This window comes from Candidatus Chloroploca asiatica (genome assembly GCF_002532075.1).
GTDB lineage: Bacteria > Chloroflexota > Chloroflexia > Chloroflexales > Chloroflexaceae > Chloroploca > Chloroploca asiatica.
On the sequence record NZ_LYXE01000063.1, the window covers coordinates 14,743 to 34,608 of the forward strand.

Here is a 19,866-nt window from a genome sequence, read left to right on the forward strand (position 1 = left end):
TGCCCCATCACTTTAAGCATCTCTTCAGGTTGCAAGGGTATGCTTACCTTATGAGATATGAATGGCCTTGCGGCGCAGGGTTGGGAGTAGGGCTAACGCCCTACAAATCCATGCTTGTGCTGGTGAAAACGGCCAGCGAAGCTAGCCGTTTTCACCAGCACAAGCGAAATTCCTGAGGGCCGCAGGCTCTATAAAAAAGAAGGGCATGTGTAAAATGACTCAGCGTACGATGTTGATAATTGCAGCAGGTTTGACCGCGTTTGTGCTGGTGCTGGTGGGTGGGTTGGCAAATCGTTTGAGTAGCGGGACGGCTGTCGTGCCAACGGCAACAACGGCTAGCGCACCTGCACAAGCCACTGAGGGCACGCTTGATCCAACGGTTGAAGCCCTGATCCGTGAGCGTGAGGCTGCGTACCAGCAGGCACTGACCGAGGCAAATAGTCGCCTGGAACAAGCGAATCAGCAACTAGCCGAGATGGCCCAACAGACCGTTCCTGCCGCCGATCAGGCCGTGACAACGGCACCCGCAGCGGCACCCGTCACCTACGCCGTCACGCCAGAGCAAGCGCAGCAACTCGCGCTCGAGCGCGTTCCAGGGGCGACGCTGATCCGTACCCCTGAGGTGGTGAGCTATCAGGGTGTTGCCGCCTATGAAGTTGTGCTTGATCAAGGGACGCTCTATGTTGATGCGCAGAGCGCGGCAGTACTTGCTGATAGCACCACGCCTCGTACTGCGTCGGGTGGGCAAATCACCGCCGAAGAGGCGGCACAGGCGGCACTGCTCTATGCCGGAGGAGGGACAGTGCGCAAGACCGAGCTTGAAAACGAACGAGGCGTGCTCGTCTATGAAGTCAAGTTCGCTGATGAGAGCGAAATCTATGTCGATGCCACCACCGGCCAGGTGATCTATGCCAAGATCAAGGGTGAGCGCCAGTCAGAGGAGGACTGATCACGATGAAGAAGCCGAAAGCACAGGGGCAACGTACGCAAGGGGTGAAACTGATGATCAGTGCGGCAGCCCTGGCGGCAACACTTGGTGGCTGGGCCACCTTGAGTAGCCAGGCCACCCCAGAAATGGTTGCCGCGCCCGTGGCAGCAGTCGTGAGTGCGCCACCCGCGTGGTTGCTCAACCCGCCACCCATTCCGACGCTGCAAGCCATTGGCACTACGCCCGCCGCCGTGCAGGTGCCAGGCACGCAACCCGTGGTTGTCGCACCGGCACCGGCCCTCCGCGAAGTCGTAGTGGCCCCGGCCCGGCCGGCGCCCGTCACCACGACACAGTCGTCGCGTTAAGGTGGTCTGGGAACGAAGTTTTCTAATGATTTGACGCAAAGGCGCAAAGGGCGTTGTGATGGTTCAGCTAACATTCCGGGCCATGGGATCGACCATCTTGGTGCTGGTTGAGAGCGCTGATCCAGCTGCCGAACAGGCGCTGCGTCAGGTTCCTGCTTGGTTTGCCACCTGGGAAGATGCGCTGAGTCGCTTTCAGGTTGCGAGCGAATTAATGCAACTCAATCAGCGGGCAGGTAGGGGGTGGGTCACGGTCAGTCCTGTGCTCTGGGAGGTGCTGGATGGCGCGCTTGAGGCGGCGCAGGCAACCAATGGCCTGGTAGCACCTACCTTGCTTGCCCACCTGGTTGAGGCTGGCTATGACCGGGACTTTGCCAGCTTGTCGGTTGAACGTCCATCCCCAGGCGCTAATGGTTGGCCGCAAAAAGACCAACTATCAGCGCAGAACATAGCTTTTTGGCGCTTGATCGAGCGCAACCCGACGACACGCGCCGTGGCATTGCCGGCAGGCATGCTGCTCGACCTGGGAGGCTTTGCCAAGGGATGGGCTGCCACCCAGGCGGTGAGGCGTCTGGCGGATTATGGGGCGACCCTGGTTGATGCCGGGGGCGACATTGCCGTCAGTGGCCCCCGTCGCGACGGCTCGCCCTGGCCTATTGCCGTGGCCGATCCCCGTCAACCAGACCATGAACTAGCGCTGGTGTTGCTGACAAAGGGTGGCCTGGCCACGTCGGGGCGCGATTATCGGCGCTGGCGCAAGGGGGCGGATTTGCTCCACCATATCATTGATCCACGCACAGGCAAGCCCGCCACGAGTGACCTGCTGAGCGTGACGGTGGCCGCCCCAACCCTGGAGAAAGCAGAAGCAGCGGCAAAGGCGGCGCTGATCCTTGGGAGTGAAGCAGGGCTGGCATGGCTTGAAGCACAGCCAGAACTGGCCGCCTTGCTGGTACTTGAAGAGAATCAACCTATTCAGACGACAACCTGGACTGCCGTCTGTTGGAAAGAGAGTGCATCATGACAACGCCCGAATCGACGGCACCAGCAACAGCAGCGAAGACAACCCAGATCGTTGCAACGGACACCTCCGAGACAGCCGTGCCTGCGGCGTCCAAGCCACTAGACGACCAGACGCCCACCCCGGTAGCAGCGCAAGGCGCAGGTTCACCTGTTGCGACCAGGCCGGCGCCGATCAAGACGACCAAGCCAGTTCCGCCGCGAGCCACGCGCACCCCGGTTGCGACCACACAAACACCGCGGCGGGCACCAACCCCCGATCCGGATTTCGCTGATCTGCCCCCGGCGATGTCGCCCCAGGCGTTGATCGGGCTATTGCTTGGCGCTATTCTGGGGGCCTTTGCCGCTGTCGTTGTGTTGCCGACATGGCTGCCGGGGCTCAGCGCTTCGCTGCTAGGGGCCGAGCCCAAGGCCTACTGGTACCTAGCGCGTAGCAGCGCCATGGTCGCCTATGCCCTGCTCTGGCTCTCGATGGTCTTTGGTCTGCTGATGACCAACCGGCTGGCGCGGCTCTGGCCGGGCGGGCCAGTCGCCTTCGATCTGCACCAGCATACGAGTCTGCTGGGCCTGGCTTTTGCCATCTTTCATGGGCTGATTCTGCTTGGGGATACCTATATCCAGGCGAGCCTGTGGCAACTGCTACTACCCTTTGGCTATCAGGGCTTCGCGCCCTTCTGGGTGGGCCTGGGGCAACTGGCCCTCTATGGCCTGGCGCTGGTTGGGCTCAGCTTTTATGTCAAAGATCGCATCGGTAGAGCTATGTGGAGGCTGATTCATTTCTTGAGTTTTCTTGTTTTTATCTTTGCACTCATTCATGGTATCTGGAGTGGAAGCGACAGCAGCAACGGGATGATCAGCGGTTTTTACTGGTTGAGTGGTGGCACGATCCTCTTCTTGACAGTCTACCGCGTATTGGTGAGCCGTCAGGCAAAGAGACCAGAAAAAAGCAAACAGGCTACGCCTGTGTTATGATACCTTTCACAACCATTGAACCATGTCTAAAATCAACACCTTGCAAATAAGCTCACGCGAAGTCGCAAAGGGCGATCACACCTACGCAAAAAACTTTGCGCCTTTGCGCCTTTGCGTCAAAACAACCGCCTTCTTTGCAAAGTATTGTGTCTAAAACGTTGACCGGTGTTGGCGTCTGGCGGTGCTTCGTGAAAGGTAACCGACGTGAAAGCATTTCTCGTCTACTGGCATCCCGAGCCCCAGAGTTTCAACCATGCCATGTTTGTGACAGCCCAGGCAACCCTGACCCGGCTTGGAGCTGAAGTCAAAACGTCGGATCTGTATGCAATGGCGTTTGACCCTGTGTCTAGTCGGAAGAATTTTAGGACGGTGCGCGATCCGGCTTTTCTCAAACTTCAGACCGAGGAGATCTATGCCTCAGAGCATCAAGGCTTTGCGACTGATCTCGACGAGGAGATGGCAAAACTTGAGTGGTGCGACCTGATGATCTGGCAATTCCCGCTCTGGTGGTTTGGGTTGCCGGCGACCATGAAGGGTTGGGTTGATCGCGTCTTTGCGATGGGGCGTATCTATGGGGGCCGCCGTATGTACGAAGGAGGCGCGTTTCGCGGCAAACGTGCCTTGCTCTCATTGACCACCGGTGGCCCCGCGCAAGCCTATGTGAAACATGGCTTTCACGGGGATATCCACACGATCCTCAAGCCGATCCAGCATGGCATGTTGCAATTTGTCGGCTTTGATGTGCTTGCCCCGCAGGTTGTCTATGGGCCGGTACGGATGAGCGACGCGCAGCGTCAGGCGGAACTGGATCGCTTTGCGCAGCGCCTGGGTCGGCTTGATCAGGAGACGCCGCTTGCATGGGAAACGTACTAGTCTGTTGCCCAAAGACGACAGGAGCGAGCAGTGCGGCTTTGCCGCACTGCTCGCTCCGTCTTCTATCGCTGCATCGCTGCGGTGACAGCGGCGACGATTGACCCGTCGGCGACCAGGCGACGCACCGCCTCGATATGCGGGTACATCACGGTATCGCGTTCGATAAAGGGCACGTGTTGGCGGATGAGTTCATACGCAGCCCTGGTGCCGCGCCCGAGGCGAGCCTGGGGGCCGACGATCTGGCGGCGAAAATCGAGACCCTGCGCCGCCGCGAGCAACTCGATTGCCAGGATCTGCGCAACATTGTCGAGGATCGTGCGGGTTTTGAGGCCGGCGGTCATGCCCATGCTGACATGATCTTCGACGTTGGCCGACGAGGGAATGGTATCAACACTGGCGGGATGGGCTAGAATTTTGTTTTCCGTCGCCAGCGCCGCCGCAGTGTATTGCACCAGCATAAAACCCGAATTCAGCCCGCCTTCGTTGGTGAGGAACGCCGGCAGCGTCTGGATATTCGAGGCTTCGTCGGTGAGGCGCATGATGCGTCGTTCGGCGATATTGCCCAGTTCAGCGACAGCGAGACCGAGGTAGTCGAACGCAATCGCGAGCGGCTCGCCGTGAAAGTTGCCCCCTGACAGAACGGTGATAGACTGATCTGTCTCGTCAATAAAGATGAGCGGGTTATCGGTGACGGCATTGAGTTCGATCGCAAAGACCCAGCGGGCATAAGCGATCGCATCACGGGCGGCCCCGTGTACCTGCGGAATGCAGCGCAGGGTATAGGCATCCTGCACATTGCGCGGGTCGTGGCCCCGGGTCAATTCGCTGCCGTCAAGCAGCGCACGCAGGTAGGCGGCGCATTCTTGCTGGCGCGGGAACGGCCGCAGCGCGTGAATGCGTTCATCGAAAGCAAGCACCGTCCCATTCAGGGCTTCGAGGCTCAGGCAGCCGGCAATATCGGCGGTCTGGCTCAGCAATTCAGCGCGGTAGGTCTCAAGCGCACCCAGGGCACACATACCCGTCGTGCCATTCGTCAGGGCCAGGCCCTCTTTGGCGGCGAGTTGGCATGGTTCAAGACCAGCGCGGCGCAACGCCTCGGCCCCGGGCAGGCGTTCCCCGCGATGCTCGGCCTCACCCAGGCCAATCAGCGGCAGCGCCATATGCGCGAGTGGGGCGAGATCGCCACTGGCACCGAGCGAGCCTTTGCTGGGAATAAGCGGATGAATGCCGGCGTTGAGCATCGCCAGCAACAATTCGAGCGTCGCAGGGCGAATACCCGAATGCCCACGGGCAAGCGTATTCGCCCGGATCAGCATCATCGCCCTTACCGTGGGCGTATCAAGGAGCGGACCAACGCCAACCGCGTGGCTCATCACGATATTGTGTTGCAACTGCACGACCTGATCGGGCGGGATCAGCCGGTCTTTGAACGCCCCAAAGCCCGTTGTAATGCCATACGCGATCTCACCGCGTTCGAGCAACTGCTCAACCGCCCACGCCGCCCGCGCCACCTTCGTCGTCGCCTCGGGGCTCAACGCAACCGCAGGCGCACCGGGTTGACTATGCGCCACAGTCAAGACCTGTTCGATGGTCAAAGCTTCGCCATTGATCTGCATATTGTGCAACCTCCAGTTCAGATAACCAGGCACACCTGCGGACGAAGCACCAGTTGGGCTTGGCGCTGCTACGCCTGACACCCCTCTTTTGGGAATAGGTCTTTGAGGTGAGTCAAGCCCAGTCGTATCATATCACAGACGTATCTTCCAGTTGTGATAAGGAGACAGTGGGATCTATCACGAGGATGGTATAATTATAATGACCTTGCACATCAACTGAACCATAGCAATGTTGCCCACAAACGGATGGGAGGGTCCTATGTCCACAACAATGACCCAATCTGAGCTTGAAAGTGAATTAGCACGGGCACGCGCACAGGTAGTGGAACTGGAAACAGTGATTGAAGCATTGGATGTCAGTTTATGTTTCTGGATGCCAGATACAACTTTGACCTTTGCCAATGGAAAATACAAAAAGATCTTTGGTGTTCAGGGCGAGGCGCGGGGGCAAAAGTGGATCAACTTCTTGCCAGAAGATGCGCGCGCTTCCACGGCGGCATTCTATGCCGAAGTGACGGCCAACCCACGCACAGTGAGCTATGAACATCCCGTTACGGTAGAGGATGGAAGGGTACGGGAATATCATTGGATCGATACGCCTATTCAGGATGAACATGATAAAACAACAAGATTTTTATCGGTTGGCATTGATATCACCGAACGCAAACAAGCCGAAAAATTGACTGCCGCGCAGCGGGATCTGGCCCAGTTGATCGCACAGGAGTTGCCAGCTGCAGACGCATGGGCAGCTTGCCTTCAGGCCGCGATTGTTGTGTCAGGCTTAGATTGTGGCGGGCTGTATCTTTTCAATGCAAACAACCGGGCCTTTGAGCTTGTCTATCATCAAGGGTTGAGCGACGACTTTGTGCGGGCCGTTGCACATTTTGGCGAAGACAGCTCGGGTTCTCAGCTTATGCTTCGTGGCACCATGATCTCTTTCACAGAAGCTGAACTGCATACCCGGAGTTATTACCAGGCTGAGGGCCTGCGCTCTTTGGCGGTTATTCCGATTCAACATCGCGGGCAGGTTCTGGGTTGTTTAAATATTGCTTCACATGTCCAAGTTTTTATTCCAGAACAAACACATCATATTCTGGAGACGATCGCTGCAGAGATTGCGAATGTGCTTATTCATCAGCAAACCCAGGCGGATCTGGAACGTCGCCACGCCCAGTTGCAGCAAACCCTTTTTGCCGCACACATGGGCACCTGGCGTTATGACGTTCCTGGCCGCCGTATGTCTTGGTCGCCTGAGGCGGCGCAGATCATTGGGACGGAGCAATCTGAAGAGGATTTCAGCACGATCATCGAGTATTTTCATCCAGAGGATCGAGATAGAGCGGCCAATGCGCTGCAAGAGTCATTGACGCAAAAGAGCATCCCCAAAATTGAATATCGCATGTTCACGGCCTCAGGCGATTTGCGCTGGGTTACAAATTACGCAAAGTTTGAATATGATCAAGAAGGAAATCCGCTCGCAATTTCAGGGCTGATCCAGGATATCACCGAACGCAAACGGGTAGAAGAAGCGCGCCGCGAAAGCGATGAGCGCTACCACCTGCTCTTTCACCATATGGCTCAGGGGGTTGTTTTTCAGCAAGCGGATGGGCAGATCATCCACGCCAATCCGTCTGCCGAACGAATTCTGGGCCTGACTCTGGATCAAATGCAGGGTCGCAAGTCCATCGACCCACACTGGCATGCTATCCAGGAGGATGGGTCGGCCTTTTCAGGGGAAGAGCATCCCGCGATGGTCTCTTTGCATACCGGCAAACCCGTGCATAATGTGGTCATGGGGGTCTACAATCCCCAACTAGAGTCTTACCGCTGGATCAATATCAATGCCGTGCCGCGCTTTTTCACTGGCGGCGAGAAGCCCTACCAGGTGTTCACGACCTTTGAAGATATTACCGAACGGAAGCAGGCCGAGGACAAATTGCGGCTCGCCGAACAACGCTACCGCGCCCTGATCGAGAACGCGCCGGATGGCATTGTGTTGATGAATGTGGATGGCAGTCTCAAGTATGCTAGCCCGTCTACCGAGTGGATCATGGGTTTTGGCAGTGATGAGGTACTTGGCTTGAACCCGTTTGAGCTCACTCATCCCGACGATAGGGACATGGTGCTTGAAAAACTCGCTGAACTGCTCCGGAACCCCACGTATGTACCAACGATTCAATACCGGTTCCAGAAGAAGAATGGGGAATGGCGCTGGATCGAAAGTACGTTCAGCAATCTGCTGGCCCAGCCAAATGTTGAGGCGATCATTATCAATTTCCGGGATATCCATGAACGCAAGGCAGCTGAGGAGGCGCTCACCAAGAGCCAGGCCTTGCTGACCGAGGCGCAGCGCATTGGTCGCATTGGGCATATGGAATGGAACGGCCGCGATCAGACGCTGATCTGCTCAGACGAGCTGTACGATATTTTCGAATTGCCGCGTGGGACAGGCATAACGCAAGACACTGTTGCGCAGATGATGCTCCCCGGTGAACAGGAACGGGTTGAGCGTCTGGATATGCTTGCCATGCAACAGCAGACTGACATCGAATATGAATTCGGTATTCGCACCAGCGACGGAAGCATTCGCTGGGTGCACCAGATGGGGAAAATGACCTATGACGAACATGGCATGCCCCTCCGCATGATGGCAATCATCCAGGATATAACCGAAAGGAAGAAAACTGAGCAGACTCTGAGCGAAAGCCGGACACGGTTGGAAATGGCGCTCAAAGGGAGCAAAGCCGGGATGTGGGATTGGAATGTGCAGACTGGTGCGACCATCTTCAATGAACGCTGGGCCGAGATTGTAGGCTATGCCCTGCATGAACTCGAACCAATCAACATCAAAATCTGGGATGATCTGTGCCATCCCGATGATCTGAAGCGATCTACTGATCTGTTGCAGCAGCATTTTTCAGGCGAGACCGAATTTTATGCGTGCGAAGTCCGCATGAAACACAAGAACGGTTCATGGGTGTGGGTCATGGATCAGGGCAAGGTGATGGAGTGGGATGAGCAGGGCAATCCCGTCCGGATGTTTGGAACCCACCTCGATATTACCAGGCAAAAACGCGAGGAATTGTATACCCAGGCGATCTTACGGCTAACTAATGCATCGTATGCGACAAACAAGATGGACGATCTGATGCGCACGATGCTGGATGAAGCCGAGGCGTTAACCGACAGTACGATCGGTTTTTTCCACTTTGTTGATGACGACCAGAATACGATCAACTTGCAGGCATGGTCGACGAATACCTTATTGCATGTCTGCACCGCTGAAGGCCAGGGGCAACATTACCCGGTGGATCAGGCGGGCATATGGGCAGATACCATCCGCAGCGGCGAACCGCATATCTATAATGATTTCCCTTCCCTCATACATCAAAAAGGCATGCCAGAAGGTCATGCCCCCATCAGCCGGATGCTCTCTCTGCCGATCACACGGAACAATCTTGTGGTGGCTGCCATGGGCGTGGGCAATAAGCCAGAGCATTATACTGAAGAGGATCTGGGTATCCTGCAACGTCTTGCCGAGACGGTCTTTGATATCATTATGCGCAAGCGGGTGGAAGACGAATTGCGCACCAGCGAAGAGAAATATCGCCTGCTTTCCGAAGAGTTGGAGGAACGCGTGAAGCAACGCACCACCGAGGTGCGGGATCTGTATGAGCATGCCCCAACCGGCTACTACTCTTTGAATGCCGATGGTCACGTTGTCGCAATCAATCAGACGGCGCTGACCTGGCTTGGCTATGTGCGCGAAGAAGTCCTGGGGGCTTCATTCGAGAGCTTTGTTACCAGAACGAGCACCGCGGTCTTCAAGGAGGCCTTTGCCGAACTGAAGAAACGTGGAGAGATGTTGAATATCGAGTGTGAAATGAAGCGCAAGGATGGCTCCACATTCCCTGCGCTGCTCAACTCGGTGGCAATCCTTGATGCATACGGCAATTACCTCCAGAGCCGATCCACAATCTTTGATCATACCGAACGCAAACATGCAGAAGACGCCCTACGCTTCAGCCGCGACCAGTTGAGCACGGCCAATGCCGCTTTGCAAAAGGCCTCACGCGCAAAAAACGAGTTCCTTGCCAACATGAGCCACGAACTGCGTACGCCCCTGAATGGCATTCTGGGCATGGCTGAGATCTTGCTGGAAGAGATCCGCGGGCCGCTGAACGAACGCCAACGTAAAATGGTCGCGGTCATCGAGTCGAGCGGACGGCATTTGCTCAGCCTGATCAATGACATCCTCGACCTGTCCAAGATCGAAGCCGGCAAGCTAGCGATTCACATTGAGCAGATTGCGGTGGCGGATATCTGTGAAACAAGCCTGGTCTTCATTAAGGAACCGGCCATGAAGAAAGGCATCAAGGTCGAGTTCGATCTAGATCCGCAGGTTGTGATAGTGCGCGCCGATGTGCGTCGTCTCAAGCAGATCTTGATCAACCTGTTGAGCAATGCGGTCAAGTTCACGCCGTCCAAGGGGCAGGTCACCCTTCAGGTCAGGGGCGATGTGGAACACCAGACGCTTGACTTTACGGTGATCGATACCGGTATCGGGATTGACCCAGAAGATCTGAAGCGCCTGTTTACCCCCTTTACCCAGGTGGATAGCAGCCTGACGCGTGGGCATGAAGGCACGGGCCTGGGTCTGGCGCTCGTCATGGAGTTAGTTGAACTGCATGGCGGCAGTGTCAAAGTGGCAAGTGATGTCGGCGCGGGAAGCACGTTTACCGTGTGCTTGCCCTGGCACAATGACCTCGAAAAAAGAACACCAAAAACAGATACGAGATCATTGGAACGTCTGGCATCTGGGCAGTCTTCTGAACAGAACCAAGCTCAATCGCTGGGCAAGATTCTTCTGGCAGAAGATATGGAAATGAACATTATGATCATTAGCGATTATTTGGAAAGCCTTGGCTATGTCATCATCACGGCAGCCAATGGACAACAAGCCATCGAAGGCGCCCAGGAGCATGTGCCCGACCTGATCCTAATGGACATTCAAATGCCAGTGATGGATGGGCTGGAAGCCACCCGCCGGTTGCGGGCGGATGCGCGTTTTGTCACCGTGCCCATCATTGCGATCACAGCCCTGACAATGACCGGCGACCGCGAGCGCTGCCTTGAAGCCGGCGCCACCGACTACATCAGCAAGCCGATTAAACTGAAGCAACTCGGCGAGATGATCAAACTCTTGTTGAACACAACTGATTGAATAGTTTGCCAACAAAGTTTTCCGACCTTCCTGGGAGCGAGGGCGAGACGCCCTCGCTCCCAGGAAGGTCGGAAAACTTAATTCACAGACTATTGCGTGCGCTCTTGTCCCGGATGGCTGTAGATGACGCCCTTTTTGATCACCTGATCAACCGGATTGCCGCCAAATTCGTAGGCCAGGTAGCGGTAGTCGTCGATATCGAGCAGCAGCAAGTCGGCCTGTTTGCCCACTTCGATGGAGCCGATGCGTGCGCCGAGGCCAAGCGCGTGGGCGGCGTTAATGGTGCAGGCGTTGAGTGCTTCACCCGGTAGCAGGCGCTGGTAGCGGCAGGCGAGCGCCATGACGAGCGGCAACGAGGGGCACGGGGCCGAACCGGGGTTGATGTCGGTGGTCAGCGCAATGGCGGCCCCGGCGTCGATCATTGCGCGCGCTGCGGCATAGTGGGTGCCGCCGAGGTTGAGCGTCACCGCCGGAATCAAGACGCCAATGGCCGGGCTAGCGGCAAGCTGGGCGATGCCTGCCGCCCCCGTCACATCAAGATGATCCACCGAGACGCAGCCCATCGCAAGCGCCATTGCTAGCCCACCCAGTTCAGTGAACTCGTCAACATGGGCTTTGAGCGGCAGACCCAGGGCCGCTGCGGCTGCGAGCATCCGTCGTGATTGAGCTACATCAAACGCACCCTGTTCGCAGAAGACGTCAACAAAGAGTGGCACCTCTGCTACGGCAAAGTGGGACTGGCGATACCACGCCACGGCGGCGGGCAACATTTCGTTGATCACCAGATCGAGATAGGCCTCGGTACGCCCTGCATAGTCGGCGGGCACCGCATGCGCCCCAAGAAAGGTCGGTACCAGATCAAGCGGGTGGCTCTGATCAAGTAGTGCGGTTGCCTCAAGCTGACGCAACTCGGCAGTGGTCGTTAGGCCATAGCCCGTCTTGGCCTCGGCGGTGGTAGTGCCCAGGCGCAGCATCTGGTCGAGGCGAGGCCGCGTCGCGGCAACAAGCTGGTCAACCGAGGCAGCAGCAGTGGCCCGGGCGGTACTGGCGATCCCGCCCCCGGCGGCCATGATCTCCTGATAGGTTGCCCCGCCGATCCGCAATTCAAATTCGTCCAGCCGATGACCCGCATACACCACATGCGTATGTGGATCAACAAACCCGGGGCACACGACCTTGCCGTGGGCATCAATTTCAGTGACGGCAGCATAGGCACGGCGCAGATCTTCCGAAGGGCCAACCGCCACGATGGTTGAGCCCTGCACTGCCACCGCGCCATCGGCGAGCAGACCAAGCTCACGCAACGCAGCGCCGCGTTTCGGGCCAGCGGGCGACGCACATGTGATCAACTGAGCGGCACGATGAATCAAGAGATCAATGGCTTGCATCTAGCGTTCCTCAAAGGCTGTCTGAAAAGGTGACGGTTTGCTTCGGAGTGCCGGCTTTAGCCGGCTAAAGCCGGCACTCCAAGGGTGCATCACGTGGTGGCGAACGATACTGACACCCTTTTCAGACAGCCTCTCAAAAGTCGGTGCTTCGCTGGCAACCATCCCAGCCCTATGTTGCATCAAATACCTCATCGACAGACACACTGAAATCATCAATAAGCTTCGAGCGAGCACGCTCGCCCCGTGCGAAGACGCCGTAGGTGACGTAAGCCGCGTCATCAAGAACCAGCACGATGATGGTAGCGGTGAGCGGATTGACAATCCAGTATTCGAGGAAGCCCGCCTCGGCATAATCGAGCGGCTTTTCGTCGGTATCACGAGTCGGACGGTCAGGGCTGACGATTTCGATCACCAGATCAGCGCCAAGCCAAGCGTCATTCTGATTGCGGGGATCCTGGGCATCAAGCAGAACCACCAGATCTGGTTCACGAAACTTGCCCGGACGCAGCTGAACCCGGAGTGGTGCGAAGAGCACTTTGCCTCCTTGTGGACGGAGCAGCAGTACCAGCAATTCATACAGGAAGGCAAGGATAATTTGATGATCGCGTGTCGGCATCGGAAGCACCTCGATAACGCCATCCGTAAACTCGATGAGGTGATTGGTCTGGTTCGTCAGCTTGAAGTATTGCTCGACACTCCACAAACCCTGGAGAGGTTCCAGGGCAAGATCGAGCCCATCAACGGCACGAACTATGCGCAGGTCACTTGTGGACGCATCAGTCGTCATAGCGCTACCCTCGGCGTGAGGCGAGTATCTGCACACAGTATACCGAATCAACCCACCTGCACGCAACGCACCTATTCTGGTGGGGATGGCGAAGGCCGGCTTCGCGTTCCATAGACGAAGCCCCTTTGCTGCGCTCCTAAGAAACAAAAACTGACACGATTTTGACACAACACCATGCTATACTTGCTCGACAGAGTTCAGCAACAAGAAGTACACATATGATGAAACACCCAAACCCTGAGCAAAGATCAGGCTTGTTTGCACGTATGCTTACCCCGCGCACCATCAGTCTAGCCGTCCTGTTTGGTACAGCGGCAGTCTTGGCAATGCCACCACGCACAGGGCATTTGCGTACACGTGGCAGGCCCAGCACCAGCTACGCCGAGGCCTGCGAACGCTTTGTGGCCCTGGCTGCGCTAGATGGGCCAGAGGTCAATGCGCAGTGCGGTTCGCGCTTGCTTGATCACGGTGCCCCAACTGAGTCAGTGGTTGTGCTGTTGCATGGCATGACCAGTTGCCCCGTGCAATTCAACGTGTTTGGCGAACAATTGCACCAACGTGGTCATACGGTGCTGATTCCTCGGCTGCCACGGAATGGCATGGCCGATCGGCGTACGGCAGAACTTGGGCGTTTGCAGCCAGCCGAACTGGTGGCCTTTGGCGACGAGGTGGTAGACATTGCTTGCGGCCTGGGCAAGCGTGTCATCGTGCTGGGGCTCTCGGCGGGGGGCACGGTGGCCGCATGGATCGCACAAGAACGGTCTGAGGTTGCACGGACGATGATGATCGCCCCGTTCCTGGGCATTAGTACGTTGCCCCTGCTTCGCCAAGCGGTGATCCGCAACACCCTCTTGCGCATACCCAATATTATGGTTGACGACAAGCCGGAAGAAGCAGCCCGTAAACCCGAGTATAACTATATCCGCAAAGCCTTGCGGAGCTTTGGGGTGATGATGCTCGTAGGCGAATACGTTTTGCGCGAGTCGCGTCGACGCCCGCCCGCTTCAGGCGAGGTAATCGTCGTGACGAATGATGCCGATACAGTCGTTAATCGTCAGTTGATCGATCAACTGACCCGGAACTGGCAAGCAGACGCTCATCAGCGGGTGATTCCATTTTCCTTCAGTGCCGATGATAACCTGGCCCACGATATGATTGACCCGCATCAGCCAACAGCACGTATAGATTATGTCTATCCGCTTTTGACACAGTATCTTGAAGCATAAAGGCATGTTTCAGGTGTACCATTATGCCATTTGATCTAAGACCACTCTTTCAAGCCTTCCTGTCGCTCTGGACCTTGTTGTTCCAGCTTGAACATCTCAATGGCAGCCTGCTCGAACTGATCCACTCGTATGTGGGTTTGCATGTTGCCTTTGGCATCTTTTTCCTGGCCGGGCTCTCCGAGGCGTATGGAACACGTGCGGTGATGCTGTTTCTCAATCGCATCGGGCGACGTCCCTTCTTTCTGAACCTGCTGATCACCAGCATCCTGTTTGTCTTTGGGGCCGTCATCTGGGCGTTTACCATTCGCGAGATGAGTGCGCTGTTCTTCGACAATCCGCAGCCACTTTCGTATGCCATTCAAGCCGTGGGGCTCGCCTATCTGCCGCTGCTCTTTGCCTTCCTTGCCTTCGTTCCCTACCTTGGCCCAGGCCTGTTGATCTTGCTTCAGGTCATCAGCCTGATCCTGGCGATTTTCAGCATCAGCATTGGCCTGGATGTGCCGCTGGGGGAAGCGGCAATCATGGTGGTTGGCGGGTGGGTGATTTTGCAATTGTTGCGCTGGCTTACCACCAGGCCAACAACGGCGCTGAGTCGCTGGTTGCTGCGCGTCATTTCAGGACGGGATGTCCACTATCAACTGCGCGATATTGTGCCGCCAATGCCACTAGGCCTCAGTGACCAGACCAGCACGTCTGCGGAGGAAGCATCGTGACCTTGTTTGTCTATACCTTGCAGTTGATGATCAACTTCATCCAGATCTTTGGCCTAGAGCTCCTATTTCTGGTCAGTCTGATGATCTTCGTCGTCCTGCTTGCAGGGTTGATGGTGCCGTTAAGCATCTTGGGTTGGTGGGCCGGAGGCGCTGAGTCGGCACGGATTCGCGAGGAACACCTCGCCCCCCAACCCAAACCAGCCCGCCCATCGGTGCATGCGCGGCCACAACCTAGCGATACTGCCACGAAGCCAGAACACTTCCTGGTCTATCTCTCGGGGATCGGCGATGTCTCGGGCGAATACCTGGGCGATTTAGAATGGGACTTCGTCAATCGGCTGAAAGAGGCGTTGCCGCATACGCATGTGATCCATAATATTTTTGCTTTTTCAGTGAACAATGTTGGCCTCACTGAAGAGAGTCGCTTCGGGCGGTTCTGGGATTCTATTCAGCAGGCTCGTGCGGGCAGTACACGGATGCGTTCGCTTGGCGGGCTGATCAACTTTCGCAATCTGCTGCATGTAGCGGTTTCGGCTGACCAACGCTATGGCCCGGTCTTCAACTATGGCACTGCCAGCACGATTATGCAATCCTTGCTCGAGGCGGGCTATCAACCAGGTGATGGGCGTCCTGTTACCTTGTATGGCTACAGTGGCGGCGGCCAAGTCGTCTTAGGCTCAGCCCAGTACCTCAAGCCAGCGATTCAAGCCCCATTGCAGGTGATCTCGATGGGCGGTGTGATGTCTGATAGCTACAGCATTGCGCTCGCCGACCAGATTATCCATCTGGAGGGGGACCTGGACAGTGTGCAGCGCCTCGGCGATTACCTGTTTCCGCGTCGCTGGCCGATTGCCCGCAACTCACGCTGGAATAAGGCTGTTGCCTCAGGAAAATTGCGCCGCTTCTCTACTGGCCCGATGACCCACTCTGGCTCGGCAAGCTATTTCGATGATCAGAGTTTTTTGCCCGATGGGCAGAGCTATCTGGACTATACGATTGAGCTTGCAACAACATTGATTGAAGAGTTTCGGGTCGGCTCGCGTTCGCCCTCGGTAGAACAATGAGATGAAGGTAACACGATGCTCATGACCATGCTCCGCAGCAGCATTGCCATTCTGCTGCGCCCGTCAGTGACCACCTTCGAGGCTCACGAGCGCAATAGTTTGCGCTGGGCGCTGGCCTATGTGTCGCTAGGCGCACTGTTGACGGCCTTGCTGGGGATCGCATCATTTTATCTGCACCGCCCTTTTATGGATGCGCAACTAGACGCGATCGCCGCTGAGTTCACGAATTTTGGCCAGGCGATCGGTCAGGATCTGCCGATCGCCGAGTTTATGTTTCCCGCCGAAACGCATACCCCTATTTTGTCCAATGCGTTGGGGACGCTGATCGGTTTTATGACCTATTTAACGATTGTTTTTCTGCTTGGCAAGGCGCTAGGTGGGAGCGGCACGTATGGCGAACTGGCATATGATGTCGCTCTTTTCTGGGTGCCGATTTCAGTCGTGTCAGCCACGCTCAACGTCTTCTCGATCAGCCTGTTCTCGTGTCTCACCGCGCCGGTGGTTGTCTTTGTCTCTTTTTACGGCTTTTACCTGACCTTTCTGAGCGTGCAGGCAGGGCTGAATCTGCCGCCGATGCGGGCGCTGGTTGTTGTTCTCGTGCCAACGACGTTGTTTTTTATGTTTTTCTGCGGCCTATTTGCCCTAGCCTTTCTCGTGATTAGCCAGCAGGGGTGAAGCACCCGCCCCTGGCGCAAGCTCAAAGCGGCACCGTCATCATGAGCAGGAGCTGCTTCATCCCGACGTAGTAGCAAAAGCATCGTTACGTATGGCACCTTGTCACCCTGAGTACCACATGGCCTGCGATGCTTCGCTACGCTCCTAAGACAAGGTTCGTAGGCACTTGACAGTTTGCGCCCTACGTAGTAGTGCCGACTTTAGTCGGCTGAGGCCGACTAAAGTCGGCACTACAACTGCCATACTCAAAGGCTCTTTCTGAAACCTTGTCTAAGCAACAAACCTCATGGATGGTCGGATCGCAACACCTTCGCGGTCATTCCGAACGGAGCCGTAGGCGCAGTAAGGAAGCTGCACGGATCGGCAAGACCCCTCGCTCCGCTCGGGGTGACACGGCGAGCGCGGCGGGGTGGTTCAATGCCCGCCCCAGGAGGACGATCCACCCCGGGCGAAAGCGCCGGAGGCAGCGGGGGCGTCCGGTCGGCGTGATTCCCAACAAGGCGTGCAGATCCGTCCGATCGCCGAGGTCGGTTGCCTCGTCGCCTTCGGCTGGCATCTCTCCACGATCGGTGTTTGTGCCCACAATCGTAGCAGAAATGGTCATGACCCGCACGTCATATGAAAAACCTACCCCCAAAAGCCGGGGGGGTGGGGAAAAAGCGCATTGGGACGCCATCCCGCAAAACCTCGCTACCTGAGAGCCCCCAGATCATCCCTGCTGACGCCACCGCCACCAGACGAACAGCATCGCCATGCCTGCAACCGTGAAGACTACGCCAAAGCCTGCCCCGATGAGTGAGTTCTGGCGTCCACAGTAGCCACAAAACTCGAGGAAGGTGTCGGTGGTGAAATAGCGCGCCAGCCGGGCCTCGTTCGTCAGCGCCTGCCGGGTTCCGTCATTCATCATATACAGGTAGCCTGTCGGCCATTGGCGAGTCAGATCGTCGCATTGCACGTCGCCCGATAAGGTAACAAAGACGACGACGTCGCGTGCGTTGTCGGTGAAAAAGACTTCGGTGTATTTGGTCTCTTCCCGTTCATTCAAGGGGCCAAAGCCGTAGCGGATCGAGGTAGCGGAAAGCCCCTGGACTTGCTGCAGGGTTTCGCAATCCCACGCCCCTTCTTCAATCCGGGCATACGTTCGCGTGGCGCTTGCGACGTTCGCCGCTTCGTCCAGCGTGAGTTGTTGCGGCCCTGCGGCTGTCTCCACCAGATCGGGGATCAGAAAAGCCGAGACGTAGAGGCCGACGACCAGCAGGATCAGGCCCATCCAGGGCAACCAGCGCTGCAGATTACGGCGTGCCTCAAGCTGTTTGTCCGTCAGCATGGCGTATCCCTATGGCAACATTGGCATATCAAGGCCATGCGTTCGCGCAAAGGCGATCGCTTCGTCGTAGCCGGCGTCGGCGTGGCGGACGACGCCCATCCCCGGGTCGCTGGTGAGCACGCGTTCAAGGCGGCGCGCCGCTTCGGGGGTGCCGTCGGCGACAATGACCTGGCCGGCGTGGATGCTGTAGCCAATGCCAACGCCGCCACCGTGGTGCAGGCTGACCCAGGTTGCGCCGCCAACGGCGTTGATCATCAGGTTGAGCAGCGGCCAGTCGGCGATGGCGTCGGAGCCATCACGCATCGCTTCGGTCTCGCGGTTGGGGCTGGCGACCGAGCCGGCATCAAGATGGTCGCGCCCGATGACGATGGGCGCTTTGACGGCACCGCTAGCAACGAGTTCGTTGAAGCGCAAGCCCGCCCGCGCCCGTTCGCCGTAGCCGAGCCAGCAGATCCGCGCCGGCAACCCCTGAAACGCGACGTGCTCGCGGGCCAGGGTGAGCCAGCGCCGCAGGTGGTCGTTCTCGGGGAAGAGTTCCATGATCGCCTGGTCAGTAACGTAGATGTCTTCGGGGTCGCCCGAGAGCGCCACCCAACGGAAGGGGCCTTTGCCTTCGCAGAAGAGCGGGCGGATGTAGGCTGGCACAAAACCGGGGTAACTGAAGGCCTCGGCGACCCCGGCGTCAAAGGCGCGCTGACGCAGATTGTTGCCATAGTCAAAGACAATCACGCCCTGATCGCGCCACGCAAGCAGCGTCTCAACATGGCGTGCCATCGAGTCCATCGCCCGCCGGTCATACTCAACCGGATCAGCATCGCGCAGAGTGGCGGCCTCCTCCAGACTCAACCCAGCCGGAATATAGCCGTAACGAACATCGTGCGCACTCGTCTGATCAGTCGCAATGTCGGGCGTGACGCCACAGGCCAGGAGCTCGGGCAGCGCTTCGGCGGCATTGGCGATCAGGCCCACCGACAAGGGCAACCCCTGAGCGCGGGCCTCTTCCACCCAGGTCATCGCCTCTTCGAGATTGTCGGTGGCGCGATCAAGCTGGCGGAGTGCCAGGCGGCGTTCGATGCGCCACGGATCAACGTCAACCAGCAGCGCGACGCCTTCATTGAAGGTGACGGCCTGAGCCTGTGCGCCGCCCATCTCGCCAAGGCCAGCCGTGATCACCAGCTTGCCCCGCAGACTCGGCCAGCCCTGCGCCAGCGCCAACGCGCCAAAGGTCTCGTAGGTACCCTGCAAAATGCCCTGCGTCCCGATGTAAATCCAGCTCCCGGCGGTCATCTGACCATACATCGTCAGCCCGGCCTGCTCCCAGCGCTCGAAATTCGCCTGGGTCGCCCAGGCCGGCACCAGATTAGAATTGGCAATCAGCACCCGTGGCGCATCAGTGTGGGTGCGAAAGACAACGACCGGTTTGCCCGATTGCACCAGCAACGTCTCATCGGGCTCAAGGCGGCGCAACGTCGCCAGAATCGCCTCAAGGCTTGCCCAATTACGCGCAGCCCGCCCCCGACCACCATACACAATCAGATTATCGGGATCAAAGGCCACCTCGGGGTCAAGATTATTCTGCAACATCCGATAGACAGCCTCGATCTGCCAGTTCTTACAACTCAAGGCAAGCCCACGCGGTGCGCGCATCATTCGGGTCATCGTTGTCCCTCTTTCATCATGATCCAACTCGCATC

At 57.4% G+C, this 19,866-nt stretch carries 16 protein-coding genes; 10 read left to right on the plus strand and 6 right to left on the minus strand.

The features are described 5' to 3' along the window. Positions 1 to 214 precede the first annotated feature (214 nt). The 5 genes from A9Q02_RS05890 (at position 215) to A9Q02_RS05910 (ending at position 4,152) form a co-directional block, all read left to right on the plus strand. Positions 215 to 949 carry a PepSY domain-containing protein gene (locus A9Q02_RS05890; RefSeq protein ID WP_097651425.1) on the plus strand — a complete coding sequence of 245 codons (735 nt, stop codon included), beginning with the start codon at positions 215 to 217 and terminating at the stop codon, positions 947 to 949. Between the two features lie 5 nt (positions 950 to 954). Next, the gene (locus tag A9Q02_RS05895; RefSeq protein ID WP_097651426.1) at positions 955 to 1,293 is read left to right on the plus strand and encodes a hypothetical protein; all 339 of its coding nucleotides are present in this window, start codon (positions 955 to 957) and stop codon (positions 1,291 to 1,293) included. 58 nt (positions 1,294 to 1,351) lie between these two features. Next, positions 1,352 to 2,311: an FAD:protein FMN transferase gene (locus A9Q02_RS05900; RefSeq protein WP_097651427.1), complete on the plus strand. Its 960-nt coding sequence runs from the start codon at positions 1,352 to 1,354 to the stop codon at positions 2,309 to 2,311. After that, the gene (locus tag A9Q02_RS05905) at positions 2,308 to 3,279 is read left to right on the plus strand and encodes a hypothetical protein (RefSeq protein WP_245860403.1); all 972 of its coding nucleotides are present in this window, start codon (positions 2,308 to 2,310) and stop codon (positions 3,277 to 3,279) included. The genes A9Q02_RS05900 and A9Q02_RS05905 overlap by 4 nt, the downstream gene beginning before the upstream one ends. A 204-nt stretch (positions 3,280 to 3,483) precedes the next feature. After that, positions 3,484 to 4,152: an NAD(P)H-dependent oxidoreductase gene (locus A9Q02_RS05910; protein WP_097651428.1), complete on the plus strand. Its 669-nt coding sequence runs from the start codon at positions 3,484 to 3,486 to the stop codon at positions 4,150 to 4,152. A gap of 62 nt (positions 4,153 to 4,214) precedes the next feature. Here the strand turns inward: A9Q02_RS05910 and hutH are convergent, their stop codons facing one another. Then, positions 4,215 to 5,768 (minus strand): histidine ammonia-lyase, encoded by a 1,554-nt coding sequence (hutH, locus tag A9Q02_RS05915; protein ID WP_097651429.1) that lies wholly within the window; start codon positions 5,766 to 5,768, stop codon positions 4,215 to 4,217. A 259-nt stretch (positions 5,769 to 6,027) separates the two neighbouring features. Between hutH and A9Q02_RS05920 the strand changes: the two genes are divergently transcribed. Continuing rightward, the gene (locus A9Q02_RS05920) at positions 6,028 to 10,992 is read left to right on the plus strand and encodes a PAS domain S-box protein (RefSeq protein WP_172450693.1); all 4,965 of its coding nucleotides are present in this window, start codon (positions 6,028 to 6,030) and stop codon (positions 10,990 to 10,992) included. An 89-nt stretch (positions 10,993 to 11,081) separates the two neighbouring features. Here the strand turns inward: A9Q02_RS05920 and hutI are convergent, their stop codons facing one another. Then, positions 11,082 to 12,380, minus strand: coding sequence for an imidazolonepropionase (hutI, locus tag A9Q02_RS05925; RefSeq protein ID WP_097651431.1), 1,299 nt, complete (start codon positions 12,378 to 12,380; stop codon positions 11,082 to 11,084). Between the two features lie 169 nt (positions 12,381 to 12,549). Continuing rightward, a complete protein-coding gene (locus tag A9Q02_RS05930) occupies positions 12,550 to 13,167 on the minus strand; it encodes a Uma2 family endonuclease (protein ID WP_097651432.1) in 618 nt (205 codons plus the stop codon). Between the two features lie 218 nt (positions 13,168 to 13,385). On the opposite strand from A9Q02_RS05930, the gene A9Q02_RS05935 reads away from it, so the two are divergent. Genes A9Q02_RS05935 through A9Q02_RS05950 form a run of 4 tightly spaced genes read left to right on the plus strand, consistent with a single transcriptional unit; the run spans position 13,386 to position 16,845 of the window. Beyond that, complete coding sequence (locus A9Q02_RS05935) at positions 13,386 to 14,393, plus strand: alpha/beta hydrolase (RefSeq protein WP_097651433.1); 1,008 nt, start codon at positions 13,386 to 13,388, stop codon at positions 14,391 to 14,393. Between the two features lie 23 nt (positions 14,394 to 14,416). Continuing rightward, positions 14,417 to 15,106, plus strand: coding sequence for a hypothetical protein (locus tag A9Q02_RS05940; protein WP_097651434.1), 690 nt, complete (start codon positions 14,417 to 14,419; stop codon positions 15,104 to 15,106). Then, positions 15,103 to 16,170, plus strand: a complete 1,068-nt coding sequence (locus tag A9Q02_RS05945; protein ID WP_097651435.1) for a hypothetical protein — start codon at positions 15,103 to 15,105, stop codon at positions 16,168 to 16,170. Before A9Q02_RS05940 ends, A9Q02_RS05945 begins: the two co-directional genes overlap by 4 nt. A gap of 15 nt (positions 16,171 to 16,185) precedes the next feature. Further along, a complete protein-coding gene (locus A9Q02_RS05950; RefSeq protein ID WP_097651436.1) occupies positions 16,186 to 16,845 on the plus strand; it encodes a YIP1 family protein in 660 nt (219 codons plus the stop codon). Between the two features lie 316 nt (positions 16,846 to 17,161). On the opposite strand, the gene A9Q02_RS05955 is transcribed toward A9Q02_RS05950, so the two are convergent. From A9Q02_RS05955 to hutU, 3 genes are all read right to left on the minus strand, one after another. Continuing rightward, on the minus strand, positions 17,162 to 17,449 hold the full coding sequence (locus tag A9Q02_RS05955; RefSeq protein ID WP_097651437.1) for a hypothetical protein: 288 nt from the start codon (positions 17,447 to 17,449) through the stop codon (positions 17,162 to 17,164). A 105-nt stretch (positions 17,450 to 17,554) separates the two neighbouring features. Continuing rightward, on the minus strand, positions 17,555 to 18,172 hold the full coding sequence (locus A9Q02_RS05960; protein ID WP_097651438.1) for a hypothetical protein: 618 nt from the start codon (positions 18,170 to 18,172) through the stop codon (positions 17,555 to 17,557). A gap of 9 nt (positions 18,173 to 18,181) precedes the next feature. Beyond that, complete coding sequence (hutU, locus tag A9Q02_RS05965) at positions 18,182 to 19,831, minus strand: urocanate hydratase (RefSeq protein WP_097651439.1); 1,650 nt, start codon at positions 19,829 to 19,831, stop codon at positions 18,182 to 18,184. Positions 19,832 to 19,866: the final 35 nt, after the last annotated feature.